The organism is Terribacillus saccharophilus (assembly GCF_046592595.1).
Classification (GTDB): Bacteria; Bacillota; Bacilli; order Bacillales; family Amphibacillaceae; genus Terribacillus; species Terribacillus saccharophilus_C.
The window spans coordinates 313,980-334,305 of record NZ_JAWVPF010000004.1 but is presented as its reverse complement, the minus strand read 5'-3'; the positions used below and the strand labels follow the sequence as shown (position 1 = coordinate 334,305).

18 protein-coding genes are annotated in these 20,326 nt (G+C 38.5%); 12 read left to right on the top strand and 6 right to left on the bottom strand.

The annotated features are described in order from the left end of the window. The first annotated feature begins 185 nt into the window (after positions 1 to 185). From SFC25_RS08815 to SFC25_RS08780, 8 genes are all read left to right on the top strand, one after another. Positions 186 to 1,163, top strand: coding sequence for a Gfo/Idh/MocA family protein (locus tag SFC25_RS08815; RefSeq protein WP_411214916.1), 978 nt, complete (start codon positions 186 to 188; stop codon positions 1,161 to 1,163). A 183-nt stretch (positions 1,164 to 1,346) separates the two neighbouring features. Then, positions 1,347 to 2,543, top strand: coding sequence for a class I SAM-dependent rRNA methyltransferase (locus SFC25_RS08810; protein WP_411214915.1), 1,197 nt, complete (start codon positions 1,347 to 1,349; stop codon positions 2,541 to 2,543). A 12-nt stretch (positions 2,544 to 2,555) separates the two neighbouring features. Continuing rightward, positions 2,556 to 2,744 (top strand): hypothetical protein, encoded by a 189-nt coding sequence (locus SFC25_RS08805; protein ID WP_374078714.1) that lies wholly within the window; start codon positions 2,556 to 2,558, stop codon positions 2,742 to 2,744. A 255-nt stretch (positions 2,745 to 2,999) separates the two neighbouring features. Beyond that, entirely contained in the window at positions 3,000 to 5,555 is a 2,556-nt protein-coding gene (locus tag SFC25_RS08800; RefSeq protein ID WP_411214914.1) for a phosphatase PAP2 family protein, read from the top strand. Between the two features lie 280 nt (positions 5,556 to 5,835). After that, the gene (locus SFC25_RS08795) at positions 5,836 to 6,612 is read left to right on the top strand and encodes a putative hydro-lyase (RefSeq protein WP_411214913.1); all 777 of its coding nucleotides are present in this window, start codon (positions 5,836 to 5,838) and stop codon (positions 6,610 to 6,612) included. Positions 6,613 to 7,015: 403 nt separating this feature from the next. Then, positions 7,016 to 7,540, top strand: coding sequence for a YcxB family protein (locus tag SFC25_RS08790; RefSeq protein WP_411214912.1), 525 nt, complete (start codon positions 7,016 to 7,018; stop codon positions 7,538 to 7,540). A gap of 786 nt (positions 7,541 to 8,326) precedes the next feature. Continuing rightward, positions 8,327 to 10,681 (top strand): ABC transporter permease, encoded by a 2,355-nt coding sequence (locus SFC25_RS08785; RefSeq protein ID WP_411214911.1) that lies wholly within the window; start codon positions 8,327 to 8,329, stop codon positions 10,679 to 10,681. Between the two features lie 112 nt (positions 10,682 to 10,793). Continuing rightward, positions 10,794 to 11,561, top strand: coding sequence for an ABC transporter ATP-binding protein (locus SFC25_RS08780; RefSeq protein WP_411214910.1), 768 nt, complete (start codon positions 10,794 to 10,796; stop codon positions 11,559 to 11,561). 74 nt (positions 11,562 to 11,635) lie between these two features. On the opposite strand, the gene SFC25_RS08775 is transcribed toward SFC25_RS08780, so the two are convergent. From SFC25_RS08775 to SFC25_RS08765, 3 genes are all read right to left on the bottom strand, one after another. Beyond that, entirely contained in the window at positions 11,636 to 13,321 is a 1,686-nt protein-coding gene (locus SFC25_RS08775) for a methyl-accepting chemotaxis protein (protein WP_411214909.1), read from the bottom strand. A gap of 304 nt (positions 13,322 to 13,625) precedes the next feature. Continuing rightward, entirely contained in the window at positions 13,626 to 14,282 is a 657-nt protein-coding gene (locus SFC25_RS08770; RefSeq protein WP_411214908.1) for a TetR/AcrR family transcriptional regulator, read from the bottom strand. A gap of 141 nt (positions 14,283 to 14,423) precedes the next feature. Further along, positions 14,424 to 15,842: a YhgE/Pip domain-containing protein gene (locus SFC25_RS08765; protein ID WP_411214907.1), complete on the bottom strand. Its 1,419-nt coding sequence runs from the start codon at positions 15,840 to 15,842 to the stop codon at positions 14,424 to 14,426. 621 nt (positions 15,843 to 16,463) lie between these two features. Here SFC25_RS08765 and SFC25_RS08760 point away from each other — a divergent pair. Continuing rightward, positions 16,464 to 16,652, top strand: coding sequence for a hypothetical protein (locus tag SFC25_RS08760; protein WP_411214906.1), 189 nt, complete (start codon positions 16,464 to 16,466; stop codon positions 16,650 to 16,652). Between the two features lie 162 nt (positions 16,653 to 16,814). Further along, complete coding sequence (locus SFC25_RS08755; RefSeq protein WP_411214905.1) at positions 16,815 to 17,195, top strand: hypothetical protein; 381 nt, start codon at positions 16,815 to 16,817, stop codon at positions 17,193 to 17,195. A 68-nt stretch (positions 17,196 to 17,263) separates the two neighbouring features. Here SFC25_RS08755 and SFC25_RS08750 read toward each other — a convergent pair whose 3' ends face one another. From SFC25_RS08750 to SFC25_RS08740, 3 genes are all read right to left on the bottom strand, one after another. Next, positions 17,264 to 17,758 carry a hypothetical protein gene (locus SFC25_RS08750; protein WP_411214904.1) on the bottom strand — a complete coding sequence of 165 codons (495 nt, stop codon included), beginning with the start codon at positions 17,756 to 17,758 and terminating at the stop codon, positions 17,264 to 17,266. Positions 17,759 to 17,954: 196 nt separating this feature from the next. Next, positions 17,955 to 18,986: a zinc-binding alcohol dehydrogenase family protein gene (locus SFC25_RS08745; RefSeq protein ID WP_411214903.1), complete on the bottom strand. Its 1,032-nt coding sequence runs from the start codon at positions 18,984 to 18,986 to the stop codon at positions 17,955 to 17,957. Positions 18,987 to 19,135: 149 nt separating this feature from the next. After that, on the bottom strand, positions 19,136 to 19,480 hold the full coding sequence (locus tag SFC25_RS08740) for a winged helix-turn-helix transcriptional regulator (protein WP_411214902.1): 345 nt from the start codon (positions 19,478 to 19,480) through the stop codon (positions 19,136 to 19,138). Positions 19,481 to 19,786: 306 nt separating this feature from the next. Here SFC25_RS08740 and SFC25_RS08735 point away from each other — a divergent pair, with 306 nt between their 5' ends. Together SFC25_RS08735 and SFC25_RS08730 are read left to right on the top strand one after the other, a co-directional pair. After that, the gene (locus SFC25_RS08735; RefSeq protein WP_411214984.1) at positions 19,787 to 19,999 is read left to right on the top strand and encodes a cupin domain-containing protein; all 213 of its coding nucleotides are present in this window, start codon (positions 19,787 to 19,789) and stop codon (positions 19,997 to 19,999) included. 174 nt (positions 20,000 to 20,173) lie between these two features. Beyond that, positions 20,174 to 20,299, top strand: coding sequence for a hypothetical protein (locus tag SFC25_RS08730; protein WP_411214901.1), 126 nt, complete (start codon positions 20,174 to 20,176; stop codon positions 20,297 to 20,299). Positions 20,300 to 20,326 lie beyond the last annotated feature (27 nt).

The following is a 20,326-nucleotide window of genomic DNA, read 5'->3' as shown; positions in this document are numbered from 1 at the left end:
AAAGCTTTAAAATTTTAGAGAATACCAGTTGTCAGAAGATTTTACAGTACCAGATCACTATCCGGAATTTAACTACCTCAAAGTTATTGTCATCAAAGCGATCTGTTAGGACACTATGCTTTTAAAACGTAAGCTTCATCTTTCTTTTTTAAAGCTCACTACCAACAAACAAGGGAGATAAAAACATGACACTCAAAATCGGAATGATTGGAACAGGTTGGTTTAGCCGTAAGCATGCGGACATTTTATCAAAGATGGATGGGGTTCAGATCCAGGGTATTTGCGGAACAAGCAAAGAGAAAGCAGCAGAGATGGCGTCAGATTATGAGGGTGCAATTGGATATGATCAGTATGTGGAAATGCTGGACAAAGAGAATCTTGATGCGGTTTATATTGTTGCGCCGCCAATGGTTCGGGGAGAGATCGAATTAGAGCTTATTGGACGCGGTATTCCTTTCCTCATCGAAAAGCCACTGGGGGTAGAAGACAAGATCCCAGCTAAGGTGTTAGAGCGTATGAATGAAAGTTCTCTGATTACGTCTGTTGGGTATCATTTTCGATACAGTGATTCGGTTCAGCATCTAAAAGAAAACGTAAATAGCCAAACGCTTGGTATGGTATTGGGTAAATGGATGGGCGAGATGCCCATGGTGGGCTGGTGGAGAGATCAAGAGAAGTCTGGCAGTCAATTTATCGAACAAACAACGCATATTGTAGATTTACTAAGATACGTCTGCGGTGAGTTTGAAGAAGTATACGCGATGTATGGCAATCAAGTACAGCATAACAAGCACGATAATGTTACGGTGCCGGACATTGGTACGGTAAGTTTACGGCTGCAAAATGGCGTGGTAGCTAACCTGTCGAATACGTGTATCCTTCCTAGTGGCATGGGAGATGTAGGGCTCAAGCTTTATACAGATAAAGGAATACTAGATTGGCAGGTCGATAAACTAGAAATAGACCAAGAAGGCATAAAGACGATGTATAAGGATATGGAAAATCCATACGTCCGGGAAAATGAGGCATTTATTCATGCCGTTCGTACTGGCGACACCTCTCAAATCCGCTCTGATTATAGTGATGCATATCTAACTCATGAGGTGACGTATGCTGCTTTGGAGTCTGCGAGAAGTGGTGTATCTGTTAAGCTTAAAAAATAAAGGTAATAAAAGAAGGAGCGCTGATTTGAATCAGGGCTCTTTTCTTAAGAGGCCCGCCATGGGCGCAGTCTATAGAGTGAGAGTGAAGGCAAAAGTAACAGTGAGTGGTTCCGCTTCTCCTTTCGCTTATTCTAAAAAATAATGGCATAATAAAAATAAATCATAAAAATTAAGGATGACTAAATGAGACAGTTAGTAGAAGTAAAAGTAAAACCAAAGTCGGTTAAAGATATAAAGAATGGCTATCCGCTGCTCACAAAAGAAGCGATTGAAACTTCAGGAGTGGTGATGGATGAGGGCAGTATCTTACGCTTAGTTGACTCAGGCGGCAAGTACATTGCAACAGCCTATTATGGTCTACAAAATAAAGGGATAGGTTGGATTTTAACTCGTAAGGAACATGAGGAAATCGATACGAAGTTCTTTGTTAAAAAAATGAGTGAAGCTGTTGCAAAACGGAAGAACTTATACGATACCGACGATACCACTGCTTTCCGTGTGTTTAATGGGGAAGGAGACGGTATCGGCGGATTGATCATTGATTTCTATGACGGCTTTTATATGGTGAGCTGGTATAGTGAAGGGATTTATTCTTTCCGTGAAGATATATATCATGCTTTGAGTGAAGTGGTACAAGTTCGAGGTTTATATGAAAAATTACGGTTTAACACCAATGGCCAATACGTGGAACAAGATGATTATGTGTCAGGTGAAAAGGGAGAATTTCCTTTAATCGTTTTGGAAAACGGGATGAAATATGCGGTTGATTTAAATGATGGCGCAATGACAGGGATATTTCTAGATCAACGTAATGTCCGAAAAGCATTACGTGACCATTATTCAAAAGGAAAAACGGTTTTAAACACATTCTCTTATACAGGTGCGTTCTCAGTGGCAGCTGTTCTTGGTGGTGCAACAAAGACAACAAGTGTGGATGTGGCAAAACGGAGCCTGCCAAAGACGATTGAGCAATTTGCAGTCAACGAAATTGACTATGAAGCACAGGACATCAAGGTGATGGATGTATTTGATTACTTCCGATATGCGGACCGACATGATTTGAAATTTGATGTTGTCGTATTGGATCCGCCAAGCTTTGCGCGAACAAAGAAAATAACATTCAGTACTGCTAAGGATTATCCTAAGCTGCTAAAAGACACATTGAAAATAACAAACCAGGGTGGAATAATTATTGCTTCCACAAATAACGCCAGCTTCAATATGAAAAAGTTTAAATCCTTTATTGATAAAGCATTTACGGAATCTAACACGCGCTACAAAATATTAGAAGAACACCAATTACCAGAAGATTTTACTGTACCACATGACTTTCCTGAATTTAACTATTTAAAGGTCGTATTTATAAAGGTACTGAATTAAGGATGTGTTCAAATGAAATACAGTAAAACAACGATGACAAAATTAATTAATCAACAGAGTGAGTTACATGAGGAGTTAAAAAGGCTGAAAGCTGAAATGGGCTTAGAGAAAAATTTAGCAATTAAAGCACTTTACCATTCATTTGTAGCTAATAGCGGTAAATATATGGATGAATATAAAAAAATAGAACGTCCGAGATAATAGTGAGTTGTCACAACATCTAAATAGAAGCTTCTCAATAGTGGATGCACTTTTGAGAGGCTTTTTTTATTTTTAGATTTCCTAGTCATGTACTTTCAGTAATAGCCCCCACACTTTTTCAGTATTTAACTACACCGTTCTACATCTTCACAAAAAAAACACCAAATTTCAACAATTTCCCTACATTCATTTAACAAGAATCCCATAAAGTTGAACTTGTGATTATTTTACGCAGCAGAAGAGGAGATAAAGAATATGAATTCCTTTAAAAAAATAACCGTACTACTATTACTTGCTGTGCTGACTGTGAATTCTGTTGAGCTTCCTGTTTTGGCAGCTAGTCAGCAGGAATTTACAAAGCCTTCAAAACCTCAAGGAACTTCTGAAGAATTAAATACAACTCCACCTGATGCTGAGCAGCCTTTCCCAGCAGTGGATAATGGCGGGAATGCAAATGATCCTATACTAAAGAATATAGCTGGGACTAATCCTTTTATCGGTATCCTGGACGGCTTTGATCAGGTTTGGTCGATGAATCAGCCTGATTGGAGAGACGGAACAGCGTTGACTGTACCGGGTGCAAACGGTGAGGTTGCTAATTATGGCGACGGGCCTACCGTTTATTTTGATGGCTATAAAAATGATCCGACAAAGGTAGTAGCAGACAAGCAAACATACGCTAATGAAGAAATCAGGGACCCTGCTACTTGGGAAGCTAATATTAAGTATGTGGAAGACGTTACGAATAACCGGACAGACGAAGAAGCGTTGGCGGCTTACTATGATGATCAACGGGATAAGATATACAGTGTAATGGATGCTTATGGACCTTTGGCCAATACATATGCAGATATTGTTAATCCAACTACAAGTGTTATCCGCTCAAAAGCGGACATGAATGTAGTATTGGAGGAAGAAACTGTCGAGGATCAGTCGCAAGGAATGGGACAATGGGAAGGTACGAAACTAACAGATGCGATGGATTTAGTACATCTGGTTAGATTTAGAAGTCCTTCTTCCTCCAATCCTTCTAAGTACTTTTTCTCATCTCCAAGACCTTGGAGAATGAATTCCAATGGCGAAGTGAAAGAAGTTGTGGATGAGAATGGGTTACCTATATGGACCACGATCGGCAGTGGTGAAGCTGCAGAAGAAGCGTTACCTTCTGGCGGCAAAAAAGCAACGGGAGAAAGACATTACCAGCAATATGAATCAAATGTGAAAGTAATTCCTGCATTGGAATATGTAAAAAGAAAAGCGGAAGATGGAAGAGGGAAAGACGGTGCTTTTCCAAGCGGACACACAAGTGCAGCTTATTTATCATCATTCGGTTTTGCATACGCGACGCCTGAAAGATATGCTGAGTTTTTAACAAGAGCAGCTCAGTTGGGTGAGAATAGAATAGTGACTGGCATGCACTCACCGCTTGATGTTATCGGCGGAAGAATTCAATCTACGGCAATGACTGCTTACGCATACAACCTTGATCAAAACCAAGATGTAATGGATAAAGCGTATAAAAATGCTGGGGAAGTATTCGGAGAACTAGCTGATGCAAAAGGAATGAGCTTGTACGAATATGCTCATACGGTAACAGAGGATTATACGTTTGAAAGTGCATACGATGAGCAGAAATGGGAAGACCATGATGCGAATAAAGCATTCTATCGTGAGAAACTCACATACGGATTGCCTCAAAATGGCGAAAAAGGCTTGGACCCTGTCGTACCTAAGGGGGCGGAAGTTTTATTGGAAACCCGCCAGCCTTATTTGTCGGATGAACAACGTCGAGAAGTATTGTATACCACAGAGATTGAATCAGGCTACCCTGTATTAGATGAATCAAAAGGGTGGGGCAGACTGGATTTGGTAACAGCGTCTGATGGATATGGTGCGTTTTTAGACAATGTAACAGTCAATATGGATGCTTCTAAAGGAAGATTCAACGCCCATGATTGGTGGAGAAATGATATAACTGGCAGTGGTATGCTGACCAAGCAAGGGACAGGTACACTTACGCTGACAGGAAGTAACAGCTACACAGGAGGTACATTGCTGGAGGAAGGAACATTAGAAGCCGCCGCGGCCACTGCTTTTGGTGAAGGAGATCTTTACGTAGAAGATGGTACAGTATCCGTTACTAGTGAAGAGCCTCTGCATGTAAAAGGCAACGTCACAATGGAAGCTGGAAGCCTGGATCTTGCGATGGATAATAGCGACACGCAATTGCATGCAGACGGACAGTTATACTTAGATGGTGGAGATCTGAATCTAGATCTGTCTGATTATGAATTGAATAAGGCCGGGGACATTACCTTGATGACTGCTGACAAAGTGAATGGTGAATTCGATAACATAACTGCAGATGGTCATGAGGTAACAGTCACATATAACGAGAACAGTATCGTTGCCCATATTGGAGCAAATGACAATCCTGGACAAGGTGAAAACCAGCAACCTGTAACAGAAGACGAAGAGAACCAGGAACAACCTGTAACAGAAGACGAAGAGAATCAGGAACAGCCTGTAGCAGAAGAGGAAGAGAATCAGGAACAACCTGTAACAGAAGAGGAAGAGAATCAGGAACAACCTGTAACAGAAGACAAAGAGAATCAGCCGCAGCCTGTAGCGGAAGACGGAGAGAACCAGCCGCAGCTTGTATCAGAGGATGGAGAGAACCAGCAACAGCCTGTAGCAGAAGAGGGGAAGAAACTACCAGACACTGCCACTAATAACTATCAGTACTTGTTAGCTGGGCTTATACTTCTTGTAAGTGGATCTTTATTCTTCTTTATAAGAAGAAAAGCATAATTATTGAGTAAATCAATATACAAAAGGCTCCTCATCAGTCAATTAGACTTTTGAGAAGCCTTTTTCCTTTCTGGATAGTTAGAGTGGGACTTATTTTATTAAATAATACAGGAGCGTTTTTGATGGCTCCCTGCAATTTACTTATGAGCTCTTTTAATAATCAGGATATTCGTATAAAGTTGGAGATGAGTGTTTCTTTATTCAGCACTCTAAACTCAAGGTGTTGATATAAACGAAAAACTAGACCAGGAGCTATATACAAGAATAGGGGGAATTACAAATGAATCCAAGCACCATAAGAGAAAAAATCAGAAGCGGTGAACACAATACCCATACTTCTGGCTTAGGTAGTGATTTTGTTCAAGCCAATTTAGCAATTGTACCAAAGGAATATGCTTTTGATTTTCTATTGTTTGCTAATCGAAACCCGAAGTCTTGTCCGATTATTGATGTTTTAGAACCAGGAGTAATTGAGTCTGCTCTTGCTGCTGGCTCGGATATTCGAAGTGATATCCCGCTTTACTTTGTATATGAAAATGGCAAACTAACAGAGAAGCGTCAGGATCTTAAAGAAATCTGGCGGGATGACTTTGTATCGTTCTTGATTGGCTGCAGCTTTACCTTTGAAAGTGCATTGCTAAAGGGAGGCGTTCCTTTAAAACACATTGAACAAAATAAGAATGTGGCGATGTACATAACAAACCGCCAAACAAAGCAAGCTGGTGAATTTAGTGGACCTGTCGTAGTCTCCATGAGACCCATTAAAAATGAGCTAGTCCAAAAGGCAATTGATATCACTGCACAGTTTCCGAACATGCATGGATCTCCAATTCATGTAGGAGATCCTAAAGAAATAGGTATCGACGATATTAGCAAGCCTGATTTCGGAGAATTTACTGAGTTCGGAGAAGGAGAAACACCTGTATTTTGGGAATGCGGCGTAACGCCCCAATCTGCAGCGATTCATTCTCAAATTCCGCTTGTGATTACGCATGCGCCGGGGCATATGTTTATAACCGATGTTACTAATGATGAGTTTTTACGTAACAATTCCTGAATACATTAAAAGGTGCTAAACCTTAAGGTTAGCGCTTTTTCTATATTTCATTCTTCTATTAAAAAAGGAGTGGCTCTATGTTTCGTTGCTTGCTTTTCAGTAATAAGGTCTGCACTATCGTCTAAATTTGATACTTAAGATAGAATAGTAGAATTAGTCTGGTGAAGAAGCAAAATAGAAGGTTGAATTATAATCAGGTATATACAAAAGGAGAGCTATCTTTAAACAGCTCTCCTTTTGTTATATACGTTCAAAAAAGTACGACATACTGAACTTTTAAGGAAATTAATTTACTGTTTTTTGGAAACCATATCACACCTATTTTATTAGATAAAGGACCTATTTCTAAATTTTATATACTGTGGTACCATACCATAACATTGATATTTGAAAGGAGTAAGATATGATCGCTGAATTTAAGTTAGATGATAGATCTTTCGTCCACTTACAAAAAAACTTCGTAAAAAACTCGAGTCAATACAAAAAAAAGAGAATCTTACCTTTAATAATCTCAAGTTTACTATTTATTTGTTATGCTGTTTATCAGATGTTCACAGGTGAAGTAAGCCTTATGTTTGCTCTAATTACTTATCCAATCCTTTTAGTAATCTGGATTCTAGCAGGTAACTACATGTTCCATAAATTGAATGAAAAAAATGCTTTAAATGAAGGCTATAAAAAGGGGTTCAATGAATCCTTAAAAGGAACATATAAGATTGAATTTAACCAGCAAGTTTTAGAGGTCATTAAAGATGGTAATAAGAACCGTTTGGAATGGAAGGAATTTAAGAAAGTTGACGAGGACGAATTATACATTTTTCTCTACTTCCCTAAAGATATTACACTAGTGGTTCCTAAATTCCGAAATAATTTATCAGAAGAAGAAAATGCAGAACTAAAAAAGAGAATAAAAAGTAAAGTTAACTAATCTATAATATCAAATCTGATTTCCGTTTGAAGTTACAGAAAGCTACTCATAACGAGTAGCTTTTATAATAGTGAATCCTTAACATAATAGAGATTCAATATCGTGAGAATCATTAGATGCTGCATTAAAAAATAAAGGTATACGTAAAAACAAATGTTTACGTATACCTTTATTTTTATAAGCATTTACTTGTAAGTACATCCTTTATTGGATAGAAGCACCACTTATGGATGGGAATTATTTAATGCAAGAGACAATAACCCAGCATATACAGCTGTTGCAATTACTGGCGCAGGTGTGGTTTCATTGTTACTTTTGCAATCAATTCCTACCTACCGGAGGATCAACAGCTCCTGCAGCAGGCGCAGCCCTTTCAGCATTGCTAGTTTCTTTGGAATAAATTTAGATGAAGAAGATAATGAAGGTGATGAATAATATAACTCTACCCACTTGCTTGAGTGGGTGGGGTGTTATGTTTGCACTATACAACAAACAATTTGGAGGAAGCCTCTCATGAGTTTGGAAAACTTGTGAAAGGCTTCCTTTTTATATTTTTGTAATTTCAAGATTATTCCATAGTCAACCTACTAAAATTAGGTCTGAAGGCGTAATAAATAATCAGCCTCATTCAGGTTTATCAAATAAATACCATTTTGTATGATTACTTTAGAAAGTCATTAATCCTTAAAAGCTTTGTGTAATTATTCCTCTGAAGAAATGAAGTTGTTTGTTATAGCAAAGGCCAATCAAAAACAAATATTATTGATGCAGGAAGGAGAAAAAAACATGTTTTTGAAAATGATAAAAAACGATTTAATCAGAAACAAAGTTGTAACGATTACAGTGTTTGTATTTATCACTATGGCTGTTATCTTGGCAGCAAGTGCCATAAACAACATTGCCAACCTCATTCAGGGAATATCAAAGTTTCAAGAAAGTGCAGCACCATCCGACATTACAGTGATGCATGCCGGAGAATATGACCAAGAAGAGATAGACCAGTTCACAGAACAATACCGTGACCATATAGAGATGCAGGAGACAATGGTTCTTCAGAATATTGATGGAAGCAATATTCATTTTGGTCAAAATCAAACGATGGCTGGAACGATACAGGATATTTCATTCGTGGTCCAGAATAAGCATTTTGATTTTATATTGAATCTGGATAATGAAAAGCTTGATGTGAAGGAAGGTTTCGTAGCTGTTCCCATCTATTTCATGGAACAACATGACTTAAAAATAGGTGATACGATTACGGTGAAAAGTGGCTGGTATGAGAAGGCATTTGTTATTTCAGATTATGCAAGAGATTTTGAGATGAACTCTCCCCTTACTTCCTCGAAACGGTTTGTGATTAATCAGTTTGACTATAATGAAATGCTTAAAATGCAGGCTGGCGAACTGGAATATCTAATCGAGTTCAAGCTGAATGAAAGCGGGGATCCTGCTGTTGTTCGGGCAGCCTATAACGAAGCAGGTCTTCCGGCAAACGGACCTATATTGGAAGGTAAGATATTTGCGATTTTTAATAGCATGTCGGATATGATAGTTGCACTCGTCATTATATTTATAAGTATTTTGCTTCTTGTGATTGCATCGCTCTGTATCAGACTTACATTCCTGGCAACGATTGAGGAAGAAAGTAGAGAAATCGGCGTTATGAAAGCAATGGGGATATCAAAAAAAGATATAAAAAAGATCTATTTGAACAAATACAGAGTCATCTCAGCAGCTGGCGGTATTACCGGCTATCTGCTTTCCTTTGCAGCCGTAAATCTGTTGAACAGTAATATGAGGCTTTATATATCCAACGATTTATCAGGAAGCTTAAAATATATACTATCGCTTATAGCTCCATTACTCGTGTATGTCATGATTGTGATGTACTGCAAACGTGTACTAAAAAGAATCGATAAGATTTCTGCGGTGCGAGCTTTACGCTCAGATATCATGAAGCAAGGAAAAAAACGGAAATACAGCTTCCCGCTGCTAAAGAACAAATTTCTTAGCACTAATATCTACATGGGGCTTAGGGATGTAGGCAAACGATTCAAGTTATACAGGCTTCTGCTTGTTATTTTTATCGTATGTACGTTCATAGTCATACTCCCTGTAAATATATACAACACCATAACTTCACCTGAATTCTCCACATATATGGGAATAGGGAAACAAGACATAAGAATTGATCTTCGAAGAACCGACTCCATCACAGACAATTTTGAAAAACTGCAGGAAGAATTGCAGAATGATTCGGATATTGAAAAGTTTGCCCCCTACATTACAAGCTCCTACCAGGTAAAAAATGCTGAAGGTTCCTGGGACAATATGAATATTGAAATCGGAGACTTTTCTGTATTTCCATTAAAATTCTTGGAAGGAAGAGCACCGGAGAGACAAGGAGAAATCTCACTGTCCTTTGCCAATGCCACAAAAGACGGTTTGAATAAAAAGGTAGGAGATGAAGTAACTGTCAGGGTTGGCAGGGAAGAAAAGACTTTAACAGTTACAGGGATTTATCAGGATATTACAAATGGAGGAAAAACAGCAAAAGCGCATAGTAGTCTAGGAGTCAATGAAGAAGCCATTCTATGGTATATCATGAGTTTGGATTTGGCTGAAGATGTGGCTGTTAGTGAGAAAATGGAATATTACCAGAATGCTTACAGCACGGCTCAGGTAAATGATATCAAAGAATATACGCAGCAGACGCTTGGCAATATCATTGATCAGATGGGGACTGTCGTGCTAGGCGGAATCTCAATCGCGACCATCATCGCTGTATTAATCACGGCATTATTCCTTCGAATGCTGTTATCAAAGGATATGTCTCAGATTGCTATCATGCGAAGTGTGGGACTGACTTTGAAGCAAATTAGTCATCAATATATGGCAGGAACTTTGATGGTACTGCTAATGGGAATCATACTTGGAGTCTTGGCTGCGAGTCTTCTGGGAGAATTTCTTGTAAGTATGGCCATGTCCTCTATGGGAGCGGCAAAAATTGAATTTGTGCATACTATTTGGCAGACTTGGCTGCTTTGTCCGCTAGCGCTGCTTACAGCCGTTGGTTTGACGATAGTTATCTCCTGTAAAGTAGCAATAAAAGATGATTTATCTGTTGTTTTGAGAAGTTGACAGTACTGACTTTGCCCCTGCATATAAGTACTAACTATTTTTCTGAAAAAACGTTCCAGAGCCCTCTGAGGATATACACTTTGACATTAATCTTGCTATGGGAGGAATTTAGGTGACCAATATAATAGAAGCTAAGAGTGTGACCAAAAAAGTAGCATTAGGAAATGATAATGAGCTTCATATTTTAAAGGATATAAACTTGGAGGTAAAAGAGAGTGAATTCGTATCGGTTATGGGGCCATCCGGAAGCGGGAAATCAACACTGTTATATAATATAAGTGGCATGGATCGAATGACATCTGGCAGAGTAAAGTTTAAAGGACGTGAAATCGGCAGTCTAAAAGAAGAAGAATTGGCGAAGCTTCGATTGGAATCGATGGGCTTTATCTTTCAGGATATTAATTTGTTAAAGAATCTGTCTCTGATTGACAATATTATGTTTCCTGCACTCGTATCAACAGATGCGGATAAGAATGCAATAAATCAAAAAGCAAAAACACTGATGAAAATGACAGGAATTGAAAAGCTTGCAGACCATACTATCACGCAAGGCTCTGGTGGACAGCTGCAAAGAGCAGGCATCTGCAGAGCATTGATAAATACTCCGGCTATCCTATTCGGAGACGAACCTACCGGAGCATTAGATACCAAATCGACAGAAGAGATTATGGCCATTCTTGCTGAGATTAATCAAGGTGGGACTACGATAATGCTCGTCACGCATGATGTAAAGGTGGCAGCAAAAACGGAAAGAATACTGTTTATGGTAGATGGAACTATCGTTTCACAGAAGAAAATGCGTAAATACGATGCAAAGCAAGACGATAGTAAGGAAAGAGAAGAAAGCATTATGAAATGGTTAATAGAGAATGGATTATAATCTTCATTGGCATTGTAAAAAGCCGTTGGATAATATTAAAAAGGATCCCTCAGAATATCTCCGAGGGATCTTTTTTAATACTTAAACCGATTAACAATCGTCTGTAACTCTTCGGCTAAATCCGAAAGGGAAACAGCCGCATTCGAGATGTCCTCCATAGAACTTAATTGTTCCTCTGTTGCTGAGGCAATAGCCTTTGAGCTGGAGGCTGTTTCTTTTGATCCTGCTTCAAGAGTTGAGAGGCTATGCTGCACAACTTCTACACCTGCAGTTAACTGCAGGGTGGCAGCTGCCACTTCTTGAATCTGGGCTGTTACTTGTCCAACAAGGCTTTGTATTTCGTTAAACTGCTGCTGGCTTTCGTTAGCATAATTCATTCCTGCATCCACATTTTGCTGTACGTTATGGATGTTGTGTACGGTCTCTTTTGAGTCTGTTTCTATTGTGGAAACTAAATGCTTGATATGGCTGGCGGATTGATTAGTTTCATCAGCCAGCTTTCGGACTTCCTCGGCTACAACGGCAAAACCTTTTCCTTGTTCTCCGGCTCGTGCTGCTTCGATAGCTGCATTTAATGCGAGGAGATTGGTTTGTTCCGAGATGTCTGTGATGAGAGCGGACATATGACTTATTTCTGTGGTGCCTTTCACCAATGACTCTAATCCGTTCCCAGCTTCTTTAACAGAATGATGGATGACAGTCATTTGTTCTGACATCATATTTACAGAAGAGGCGCCCAACTCTGCTTTATCCTTCATAAAGGAGGCATTTTCAGCAATGCTATTCGTATTGTCAGCTACATTGGAAAGGCTCTCTAAAATCTCTGTTATGGATCCGGAGCTCTGTTCTGTCATGTTACTTTGATTGGTACTAGTTAAAGCAATTTCCTTCATGGATTGTGAGATTTGATCCGAGGTAGCTCTGGACTGTTCGGAGGTTGCCGATAATTCTTCTGAAGCGGCCGCGACCTGTTGGGATGAACTGCCGATCTGCTTTACGATACCAGCTAGTGAGTGAACAAAAGCATTAAAGGATGCAGCAAGCTGACCAAATTCATCCTTACTTTTGACTTCTACTTTTTGAGTCAGGTCCGCATCTCCCTGTGCAATATCCTCTAGCTGGCCATTTAAACTTCTTAGAGGTACCAAGATGGATTTCAAAAGAAGCAAACTCAGAATGATTCCCAAAATAATAGAGATGATTGTCACTGTACTTATGAACCATCCACTTACAGTTCCATATCTATTAATTTCTGCTTCTAATTCATCGACATCTTTATTTAATTGATCGACTAGCTCATTAACAGATGGATCTAATACTTCCTTCCGTAATGTTCTTTCTTCTCCTAAGTGAAGTGATTCCGCTTGTTCGGGATTGGAGCCAAATTGAGATACAACTTCCTGATTCATACTCCAAAACTCTGAGAAGTTATTCCGAATATCATTTACGTTCGTCAAATAATCCTTATTGTGGATCAGTGATTCCAATTGATCTAAAGTTGAGAAGATATCATCTGATTTCTCTTCCATTCCGTCAGCGAAATCTTGGTTGCCAGTGATGATAAAACCTCTTTCATCGTTCGATAAGCCAGCTAGTCTATACTGGACATGTTTGATTTTGTTTTGAAACTCCATTTTATCCTTTAGGATATCATTCTTCGCTGTAATAGAAGAATTGATGAAAATGGATGAAACCCCAATTAATAATAAGGAAAATATTAAAATCGAGATGATTCCTAAAAGTTTTGTTTTAATTTTCACTATGTAATTCCTTTCAGATTCATTAATATACACTATATATATCGACAAAATTCAGCCAAGTTTAAAGGTTTATACAAGTTATAAAAAGTTGAATTGACTACTCCTTACGTCGGCATGTAACTACAATGATGATGAAGATCCAGTGCAATCTGGCAAACTATATGCTGTAAAGGTGATTTGTTGGGGGACACCTTTCATGTGTCATGTGTGAAATACAAAAATCCCGAATAATAGACACTTTTATATGTGTCCATAATTCGGGGGGGGGAGGGGAGTTCAACTTTAAGAAAGTCAGTCAAATATTTTAATCTGCTTCCGGCGAGAGACCATTTATAATAAGATTTATTGTCTGTTCGATCTCACTAGAGTCATCCCAATTCATGTTCGGGTAAATAATGTGTCTGGTAAATAAGAACCCAATGACTGTAGAAGCGGTGAAACGGATGACTGTATGTACAGGCAGATCTTTTATTTGACCATTATCTTGAAAGTGGATAATGGTATTTTCCAAACGCTTGAATAAGGGCTGTGCAATATACTCCTTATAATTTCCCTGTAATTCGGGATGGAATGAAATTTCCTGCATAAAGATCTTTAAAATCGATAAATTTTCTTTAATGAAATCAACTCGATTTATTAAGATAGCCCTTAGAAAATCTTCAAAAGATTCATATTCTTTATCAAAAACAGTGTCAAAACCATCCATTACAAAAGGTGCAATCAATTTTGTCATAGTAGGTGTAACAATGGAGAGTAATAAATTCTTTTTGTTTTTATAATGACGAAAAATAGTACCTTCCGCGACGCCAGCCTTTTTAGCAATTTGACTGGTAGAAGTGGAGGCATAACCGTTTTGAGAGAATTCTTCAATGGCAGCTTCAATAATCCTGCTTTGTTTTTGTGTCATTTTCAAGTGTTCTTCATTTATTTTTTTGATTTTGTCGGCTAGTTTTTGTTCCATTAAATAGTTCACCCAACTCATGGATTATTTTAGAAAGAATTCCATGCAAAATGCTTATAAGGCAGGATGCATGGAATCTCGGTTAACTTATTTTATCATAGTGCATTTCATGCTGCACAAAATGATAATCAATGAAACACTTCAAACAAAGTTTTTACTCGATACTTCCCAATGGTCGTCCTTATCTTTATTTCTGTTGTATTTAATGGTTAAGTGTATGAAGGTTCCAAGGATTGAAATGAATGCAAATATTGATAATAGACCAATATTCAGCCACATCAAATCATAGTTACTGTTGGCTACCAGCGCTCTAAATCCAGAAATTGAGTAGGTCATAGGCAGGAATGCACTAATTTCCTGTAAAATTGCTGGAATCATTTCTACCGGGAAAGTCCCGCCACTGCTGGTAATTTGCAAAATCAACAATAAAATGATGATGAATCTCCCTTTCTCTCCTAGTAAAGAAACAGCCAGTTGTATCAGAGTAACAAAAACCAAACTGGAAAACACAGTGAATAATAGAAAGTAGCCAATATTGCCTACTTCTAAATCAAGGACACTTAAGAGGAATACTGCGGCAATGATACCTTGAATGCTGGCGGCCACTGCAATGATGCTGAACTTACTTATAAACCATTCAAATGAAGATTTTGGCTTGATGACTGGTTTTCGTACAGGGAAAACAATTGAAATCAGCATTGCCCCTATAAAGAGGCCAAGAGATAAGGTGAAGGGTGCAAATCCATGCCCATAATTTGGGACACTTGTGAATTTATCAGTATTAATTTTTACTGGAGATGCAATCATATCCAGGTTTCCTTGGGTGAGGTTGATGTTCTGAAGTTGTTCAGAACCATCTGATAAGCTGGTGGCTAAACTGTTGGCACCGTCATTGATGGCACTAAAAGAGGATGTTAGTTGTTCTTTCTGGTTTGCAGCAAGGTTCGGGTTAGATTGAACCGATATATTGTAAGTATCTTGCATTCTAGCTATATTATCTGCCAATTGGGTAGTTGATTCGCTAGCTGTAGTCATTCCATTACTTGTTTGAGTCATGGTTTCTGCTAGGGTTTTAAGATAACTTGATGTTAACGTACTTGAAACCTCTTGCTGCAGTTTTTCTACTCCGCTTCTTTCAATTGTGCTAACTAGGAAATTAAGGCTTTCATGCGGCATGTATCGAAGGGTCGGTTGACTGGAATCTGTACTGAAAGCAGTGGCTGCATTATTAGAAAAATCACTTGGAATTTCAACCATCATAAAGTATCTGCGATCTTGTAAGCCTTCCATAGCTTCTTCTTCTGAAACAAACTCCCAGCCAAAGTTTTCATTTTGTTCTAATTGACCAATGATTTCATTGCCAAAATTCAACTGTGTACCATTAATATCAGCGGCTTCGTCATGATTGACTACAGCTACAGAAAGGTTGTCAGTTTCGCTATATGGATCCCAAAATGCCCAGAGAAATGTACCGCAATATAAAATTGGAATAAACAGTACAGCAATAAGACCTGTTAAACTCGCCTTGTTTTTTATCAGCGATTTCCATTCACCTTTCATCTGAAAAAAACCTCCTTTTAATTTTCCCATTACTAATACACCGTCAGTATATAGTACTTCAAGAAGAGAGTAAAGTGATTACTCACTTTTTAATGTTGCTTGTATTGACTATCGAAATTTATTATTCCATATCAAACAACTAAACATGGAATTGTTATGTTTCAGAAATTCAGTTTTACAGACGAACAGATTGTTCCCACATTGAAACATGGTAATTGTATTGGCTGCTTCATGACTTAATTAAGGAACAAAAAGTTAGAAGAGGCGATACAATGGAACATCTGCTGGTTTCTCGTTTGGAGAATTATCTTTTACCTATTAATCAACTGGAGGAGAGCTAATTTGCAACAAAGGTGTCTAAAAAATTGTTGGTAGAAGAGTCGGAAGTAAAAATGTCTTCAATTTCTTGAAACGATTTAGATGCAGATGCTTTTTGTCTTGAATTTATTGCTGAATTTCCCGTAATAACAATTCATTTCTTGGATTTTCAACTCTATCATGTCGATTATCGTCAATAATGATCGTTCGCATTAACAGCCTGTTTACAATGAATTGACCTCTCCTTAACAAGCCTCTGGTATCGTACTTATGTACCTTAATTTCTTAAAGGGAGAGGTTTCAATGCTTAAAAAATGGATGGTAGCATTGGGAATGGTGTCAGTTCTTACGTTGGCCGCATGTAATAATGGTGACGATGAAGATCCAGCTGATGATGAGCAAATGGAGGAGCAAGAACAAGAGCAAGAACAAGAGCAAGATTCGGATGATACAGAAGAAGATACAGATGAGGATACAGAGCAATCTGAATAATATGTAGTGTTTGAAAGGCGTTCCGCCATGGTGCGCCTTTTTTATATACGAGAAATATAATAGAAGTGAAAAAGGTATGTGTGGCAGAAAGTCTACATATGTATCAAGAAGCGAAGCTCGAACTGAGGTGATTTCTTGTTTATCGCTATTAGAGGCATAAGTATGAAAACAGCGGTATTATTGGGGATTTGTTTTTACGCTTTCACAATCTTGCTTCATATTCTGGTAATTAGCGGCATTATTCCATATACATGGGTAAATGGGGGACGATCGGATTCGTTCGCAGCTCAATTCCAACTATCTATCATCAGTATGATTATTTGTATGATAGGAGGACTTTTTACTTTTTTTGTTGCTGGAAATAAAGCTGGAAGATTCAATAGAGGCATAACCATTGTATGTTGGTTTCTTGTTGTGCTGTGTTCTGTTGGTCTTATACAACAACTGCTAGGGACAGCTTTTGAAAAGGGAGTTTGTTCATTCATAGTGCTGCTTGGAATTATCTCGAATTTACGAATAGCAGTTGAAATAAGAAAGCAGTAAAACACAGAACGTCGATATTGGACGCTCAAAAAAACGTGAAATCTTGATTATCAAGATTTCACGTTTTTCTATAAACTCTTGCACAAAACAATGACCCAATAAGGAGTAGTCTGAGCGGGAATGCTCATCGTAGTGGGTCCATATACAACAATTAAATCCCGGTTACCAAGGTTACCAGTAAAGGCTTGCCCGTTCGTTAATAGCTGCGGCGTGACTTGGGATATATTCAGCTTTAATTGTCCATCACTGCTCAACAGCTGATTATCGAAGAAGCTGACTTTCACATTCTGATTCTGGGTTTCCCTCACCATAACAAGCGCTGGATACTGCGGGGGATAAATAAGAATAGCAGGTGCATCTCCATCATAATAGCCAGTCACACGATCACCCACAGATACCATTGCATGATCCACGAAGTAAGTAGTAGGTGATACAACAAAATTCACGATTGATCCTGTATCGTTTTCGACAGTAAAGAATTTATAGCAGCCATCCGCTCGGCCATTGCCCTGGAAATCACTAATCATCGTTACAGTTCCATGGAAGGAATAAAAATTGGTCATATACATACCTCCATGGGTAGAGTATGTGGGGGAAAGGCTGAAGGTGTGTAAATGCCTGCAAGAAATTTTTAAAGTCGACCGTAATTCGTATTAGCGCTGGAATGCTATAAAAAAACGCAAAGAAGAAGTGTGGTAAAGTTCTACACTCCTTCTTTCTTCTACATAACATTTTTTCAGGGTAATCGGCGTTTATTTGTTAAAAATCCTCGAGTACAACCTTTCCAACTGTGCGTCCTGATTCAAGGATTGCATGTGCTTTACGAAGATTGACAGCGTTTATCGGTGCTATTTTTTCTGATACAGTTGTCTGGATTATTCCGGAATCAACAAGACGAGCTATTTCGTTCAACAAACGATGCTGCTCGACCATATCTTCTGTTTGATAAGTTGAACGAGTGAACATTAGCTCCCATACAAATGTTACACTCTTATTCTTCAACAGGGTTAAGTTTAGATTTTCATCTGTTTCAACAATAGAACATATTTTTCCTTGAGGAGCAATTGCTTCCGCCATATTGTTCCAATGTTTTTCTGTGCTGTTCAAACAAAGGATAAAATCGACTTCCTTTACCCCATTATGCAACAGCTGGGGACTGAATGCTTCATAGTGATTAATGACGTAATCTGCTCCTAGCTGCTTGACCCAATCAGTTGATTCCTTTCGAGAAGCAGTTGCAATGACAGATAGGCCAGCTTGTTTGGCCAATTGTGTTGCTATAGAACCGACTCCGCCTGCTGCACCTATGATTAATATATTTTTTCCTTTATTCTTAGAGGGATCTGAGTGGATGCCTAAGCGATCAAATAGTGCTTCCCATGCTGTTATTGCAGTTAACGGCAGCGCAGCAGCATTAGCAAAATCTAAACTGTCTGGTTTGTGACCAACAATTCTTTCATCAACGAGATGGTATTCACTGTTGCCTCCTGGACGAGTTATGCTGCCAGCATAGAAGACTTCATCTCCTGGTTTGAACATAGTACTATCCTGACCGACTTGTTCTACTATGCCTGCTACATCCCAGCCAAGTATTTTAAGTTGTTTTTCTGTGGTATCTTTCGGTGAGCGGACCTTTGTGTCGACTGGATTTACCGATATTGCTTTTACTTTTACTAATAAATCTTTTCCGGTAGGGATCGGTTTGTCAATCTCAGCATCTATTAAACTTTCCCGGTCATCTATCGGTAAGTATTTGAAAAGTCCCACTGCTTTCATTTTGTCTTGTTTCATTGTATCTTCACTCCTGACTGTTTTCTTCCTGCCTAGTCAGTATAGTAGATCAATTCTATAAGTGTAAGTACGCACATTTATGTGTGATAGTATAAATTTTTATACTATTGGAGATAAAAAACTGCCAGTTCTGCTGCCAGTTTGTCCGGTCAGACCGTTTCTTTATACGTTTCTCCCCAATCTTTCATTAGAGAAATAATAGGAATCAATGTCTTTCCGAAATCAGTTAAAGAGTATTCTACCTTTGGAGGAACTTGCTTATATACTTCCCGGTGAATCACGCCATCTTCTTCTAATTCCCGAAGTTGAAGTGTCAGCATACGCTGGGTGACACCTGGACAAATTCTTCGAAATTCATTAAATCGCTTTGGTCCTTCCATTAAATGATACAGCACTACGCCTTTCCATTTTCCACCGATCACATCAAGCGTATATTCTACCGGGCAAGCCTCATCATTTGGACAATGACCATAGCCGCTTTTTCGGTCTCTCATAGATATGCCCCCATATAACATGTATTTGTTTTCAATGCCATTTAATCATTCTACTAAATTTTTAAGGGAAATATCAGTAAAAGACATCGTTAACATTGTAAGAAGACAAACCAAAGGTGAGGAGTGATTTTAACTGGTTACTAAGCTTTTCTAGACTTAGATTGCAGATTCGCCTTCCAATAGCAGTCTGCTAGAAAAAATAATTCAGTAGATCTACTCTGATAGGACATTTATTTATTGCCGGAATTTAGTGGGTTTATGTAATTGAATTACGTATTCTAATACACCTAATCCGGAACAGGACAGATTCAGATAGAAGGAACACGTTATGTATTGAAGCCAGGGGAAGCATTTATCGTGGAAATACCAAGTGATCATCGTTATTACTTGCTCGAAGACAGTGAAGGCTGGGAATTTATTTTTATTACTTTAATTGGTACGAAAGCAGCAGAATGCTGGAAGTTTGCCAAAGCACAGGGTAGTTCAGTGTTAAAGCTATCTCCTGATTCAAACTGTTAGCTATCTATCATGATACTGCCGATCAAAAAATTACCGACGTCTATCATGCCTCTGCTAAGGCCTACGATTTGATCCTTGATTAGCTGAAGTAAAAAAATGAAAAGCTTAAAGGGAGCTAAAGGTTAAGTTAAAAGAACCTAATAATTCAGCCGATAGATAGAGCGGAGGGGTTATATGGATAAATTGGATTTTTCAAGTGTTGATAATTCTGTGATTAATGAGATGGCTGGCAGACTAGGAATCTTTATAGGGGCGTTACTAGGGGTAGGAATAATAGTAGTTATAATTTTTAGTTATTGAGAGTTCCTAATAAGTTGGCTTCCTTTC

What these genes read in the sequence shown, in the direction of transcription:
- SFC25_RS08815 (WP_411214916.1), top strand. Translation starts at nt 186, where the DNA reads ATGACACTCAAAATCGGAATGATTGGAACAGGTTGGTTTAGCCGTAAG.
- SFC25_RS08810 (WP_411214915.1), top strand. Translation starts at nt 1,347, where the DNA reads ATGAGACAGTTAGTAGAAGTAAAAGTAAAACCAAAGTCGGTTAAAGAT.
- SFC25_RS08805 (WP_374078714.1), top strand. Translation starts at nt 2,556, where the DNA reads ATGAAATACAGTAAAACAACGATGACAAAATTAATTAATCAACAGAGT.
- SFC25_RS08800 (WP_411214914.1), top strand. Translation starts at nt 3,000, where the DNA reads ATGAATTCCTTTAAAAAAATAACCGTACTACTATTACTTGCTGTGCTG.
- SFC25_RS08795 (WP_411214913.1), top strand. Translation starts at nt 5,836, where the DNA reads ATGAATCCAAGCACCATAAGAGAAAAAATCAGAAGCGGTGAACACAAT.
- SFC25_RS08790 (WP_411214912.1), top strand. Translation starts at nt 7,016, where the DNA reads ATGATCGCTGAATTTAAGTTAGATGATAGATCTTTCGTCCACTTACAA.
- SFC25_RS08785 (WP_411214911.1), top strand. Translation starts at nt 8,327, where the DNA reads ATGTTTTTGAAAATGATAAAAAACGATTTAATCAGAAACAAAGTTGTA.
- SFC25_RS08770 (WP_411214908.1), bottom strand. Translation starts at nt 14,282, where the DNA reads ATGGAACAAAAACTAGCCGACAAAATCAAAAAAATAAATGAAGAACAC.
- SFC25_RS08765 (WP_411214907.1), bottom strand. Translation starts at nt 15,842, where the DNA reads ATGAAAGGTGAATGGAAATCGCTGATAAAAAACAAGGCGAGTTTAACA.
- SFC25_RS08760 (WP_411214906.1), top strand. Translation starts at nt 16,464, where the DNA reads ATGCTTAAAAAATGGATGGTAGCATTGGGAATGGTGTCAGTTCTTACG.
- SFC25_RS08755 (WP_411214905.1), top strand. Translation starts at nt 16,815, where the DNA reads ATGAAAACAGCGGTATTATTGGGGATTTGTTTTTACGCTTTCACAATC.
- SFC25_RS08750 (WP_411214904.1), bottom strand. Translation starts at nt 17,758, where the DNA reads ATGACCAATTTTTATTCCTTCCATGGAACTGTAACGATGATTAGTGAT.
- SFC25_RS08745 (WP_411214903.1), bottom strand. Translation starts at nt 18,986, where the DNA reads ATGAAACAAGACAAAATGAAAGCAGTGGGACTTTTCAAATACTTACCG.
- SFC25_RS08740 (WP_411214902.1), bottom strand. Translation starts at nt 19,480, where the DNA reads ATGAGAGACCGAAAAAGCGGCTATGGTCATTGTCCAAATGATGAGGCT.
- SFC25_RS08730 (WP_411214901.1), top strand. Translation starts at nt 20,174, where the DNA reads ATGGATAAATTGGATTTTTCAAGTGTTGATAATTCTGTGATTAATGAG.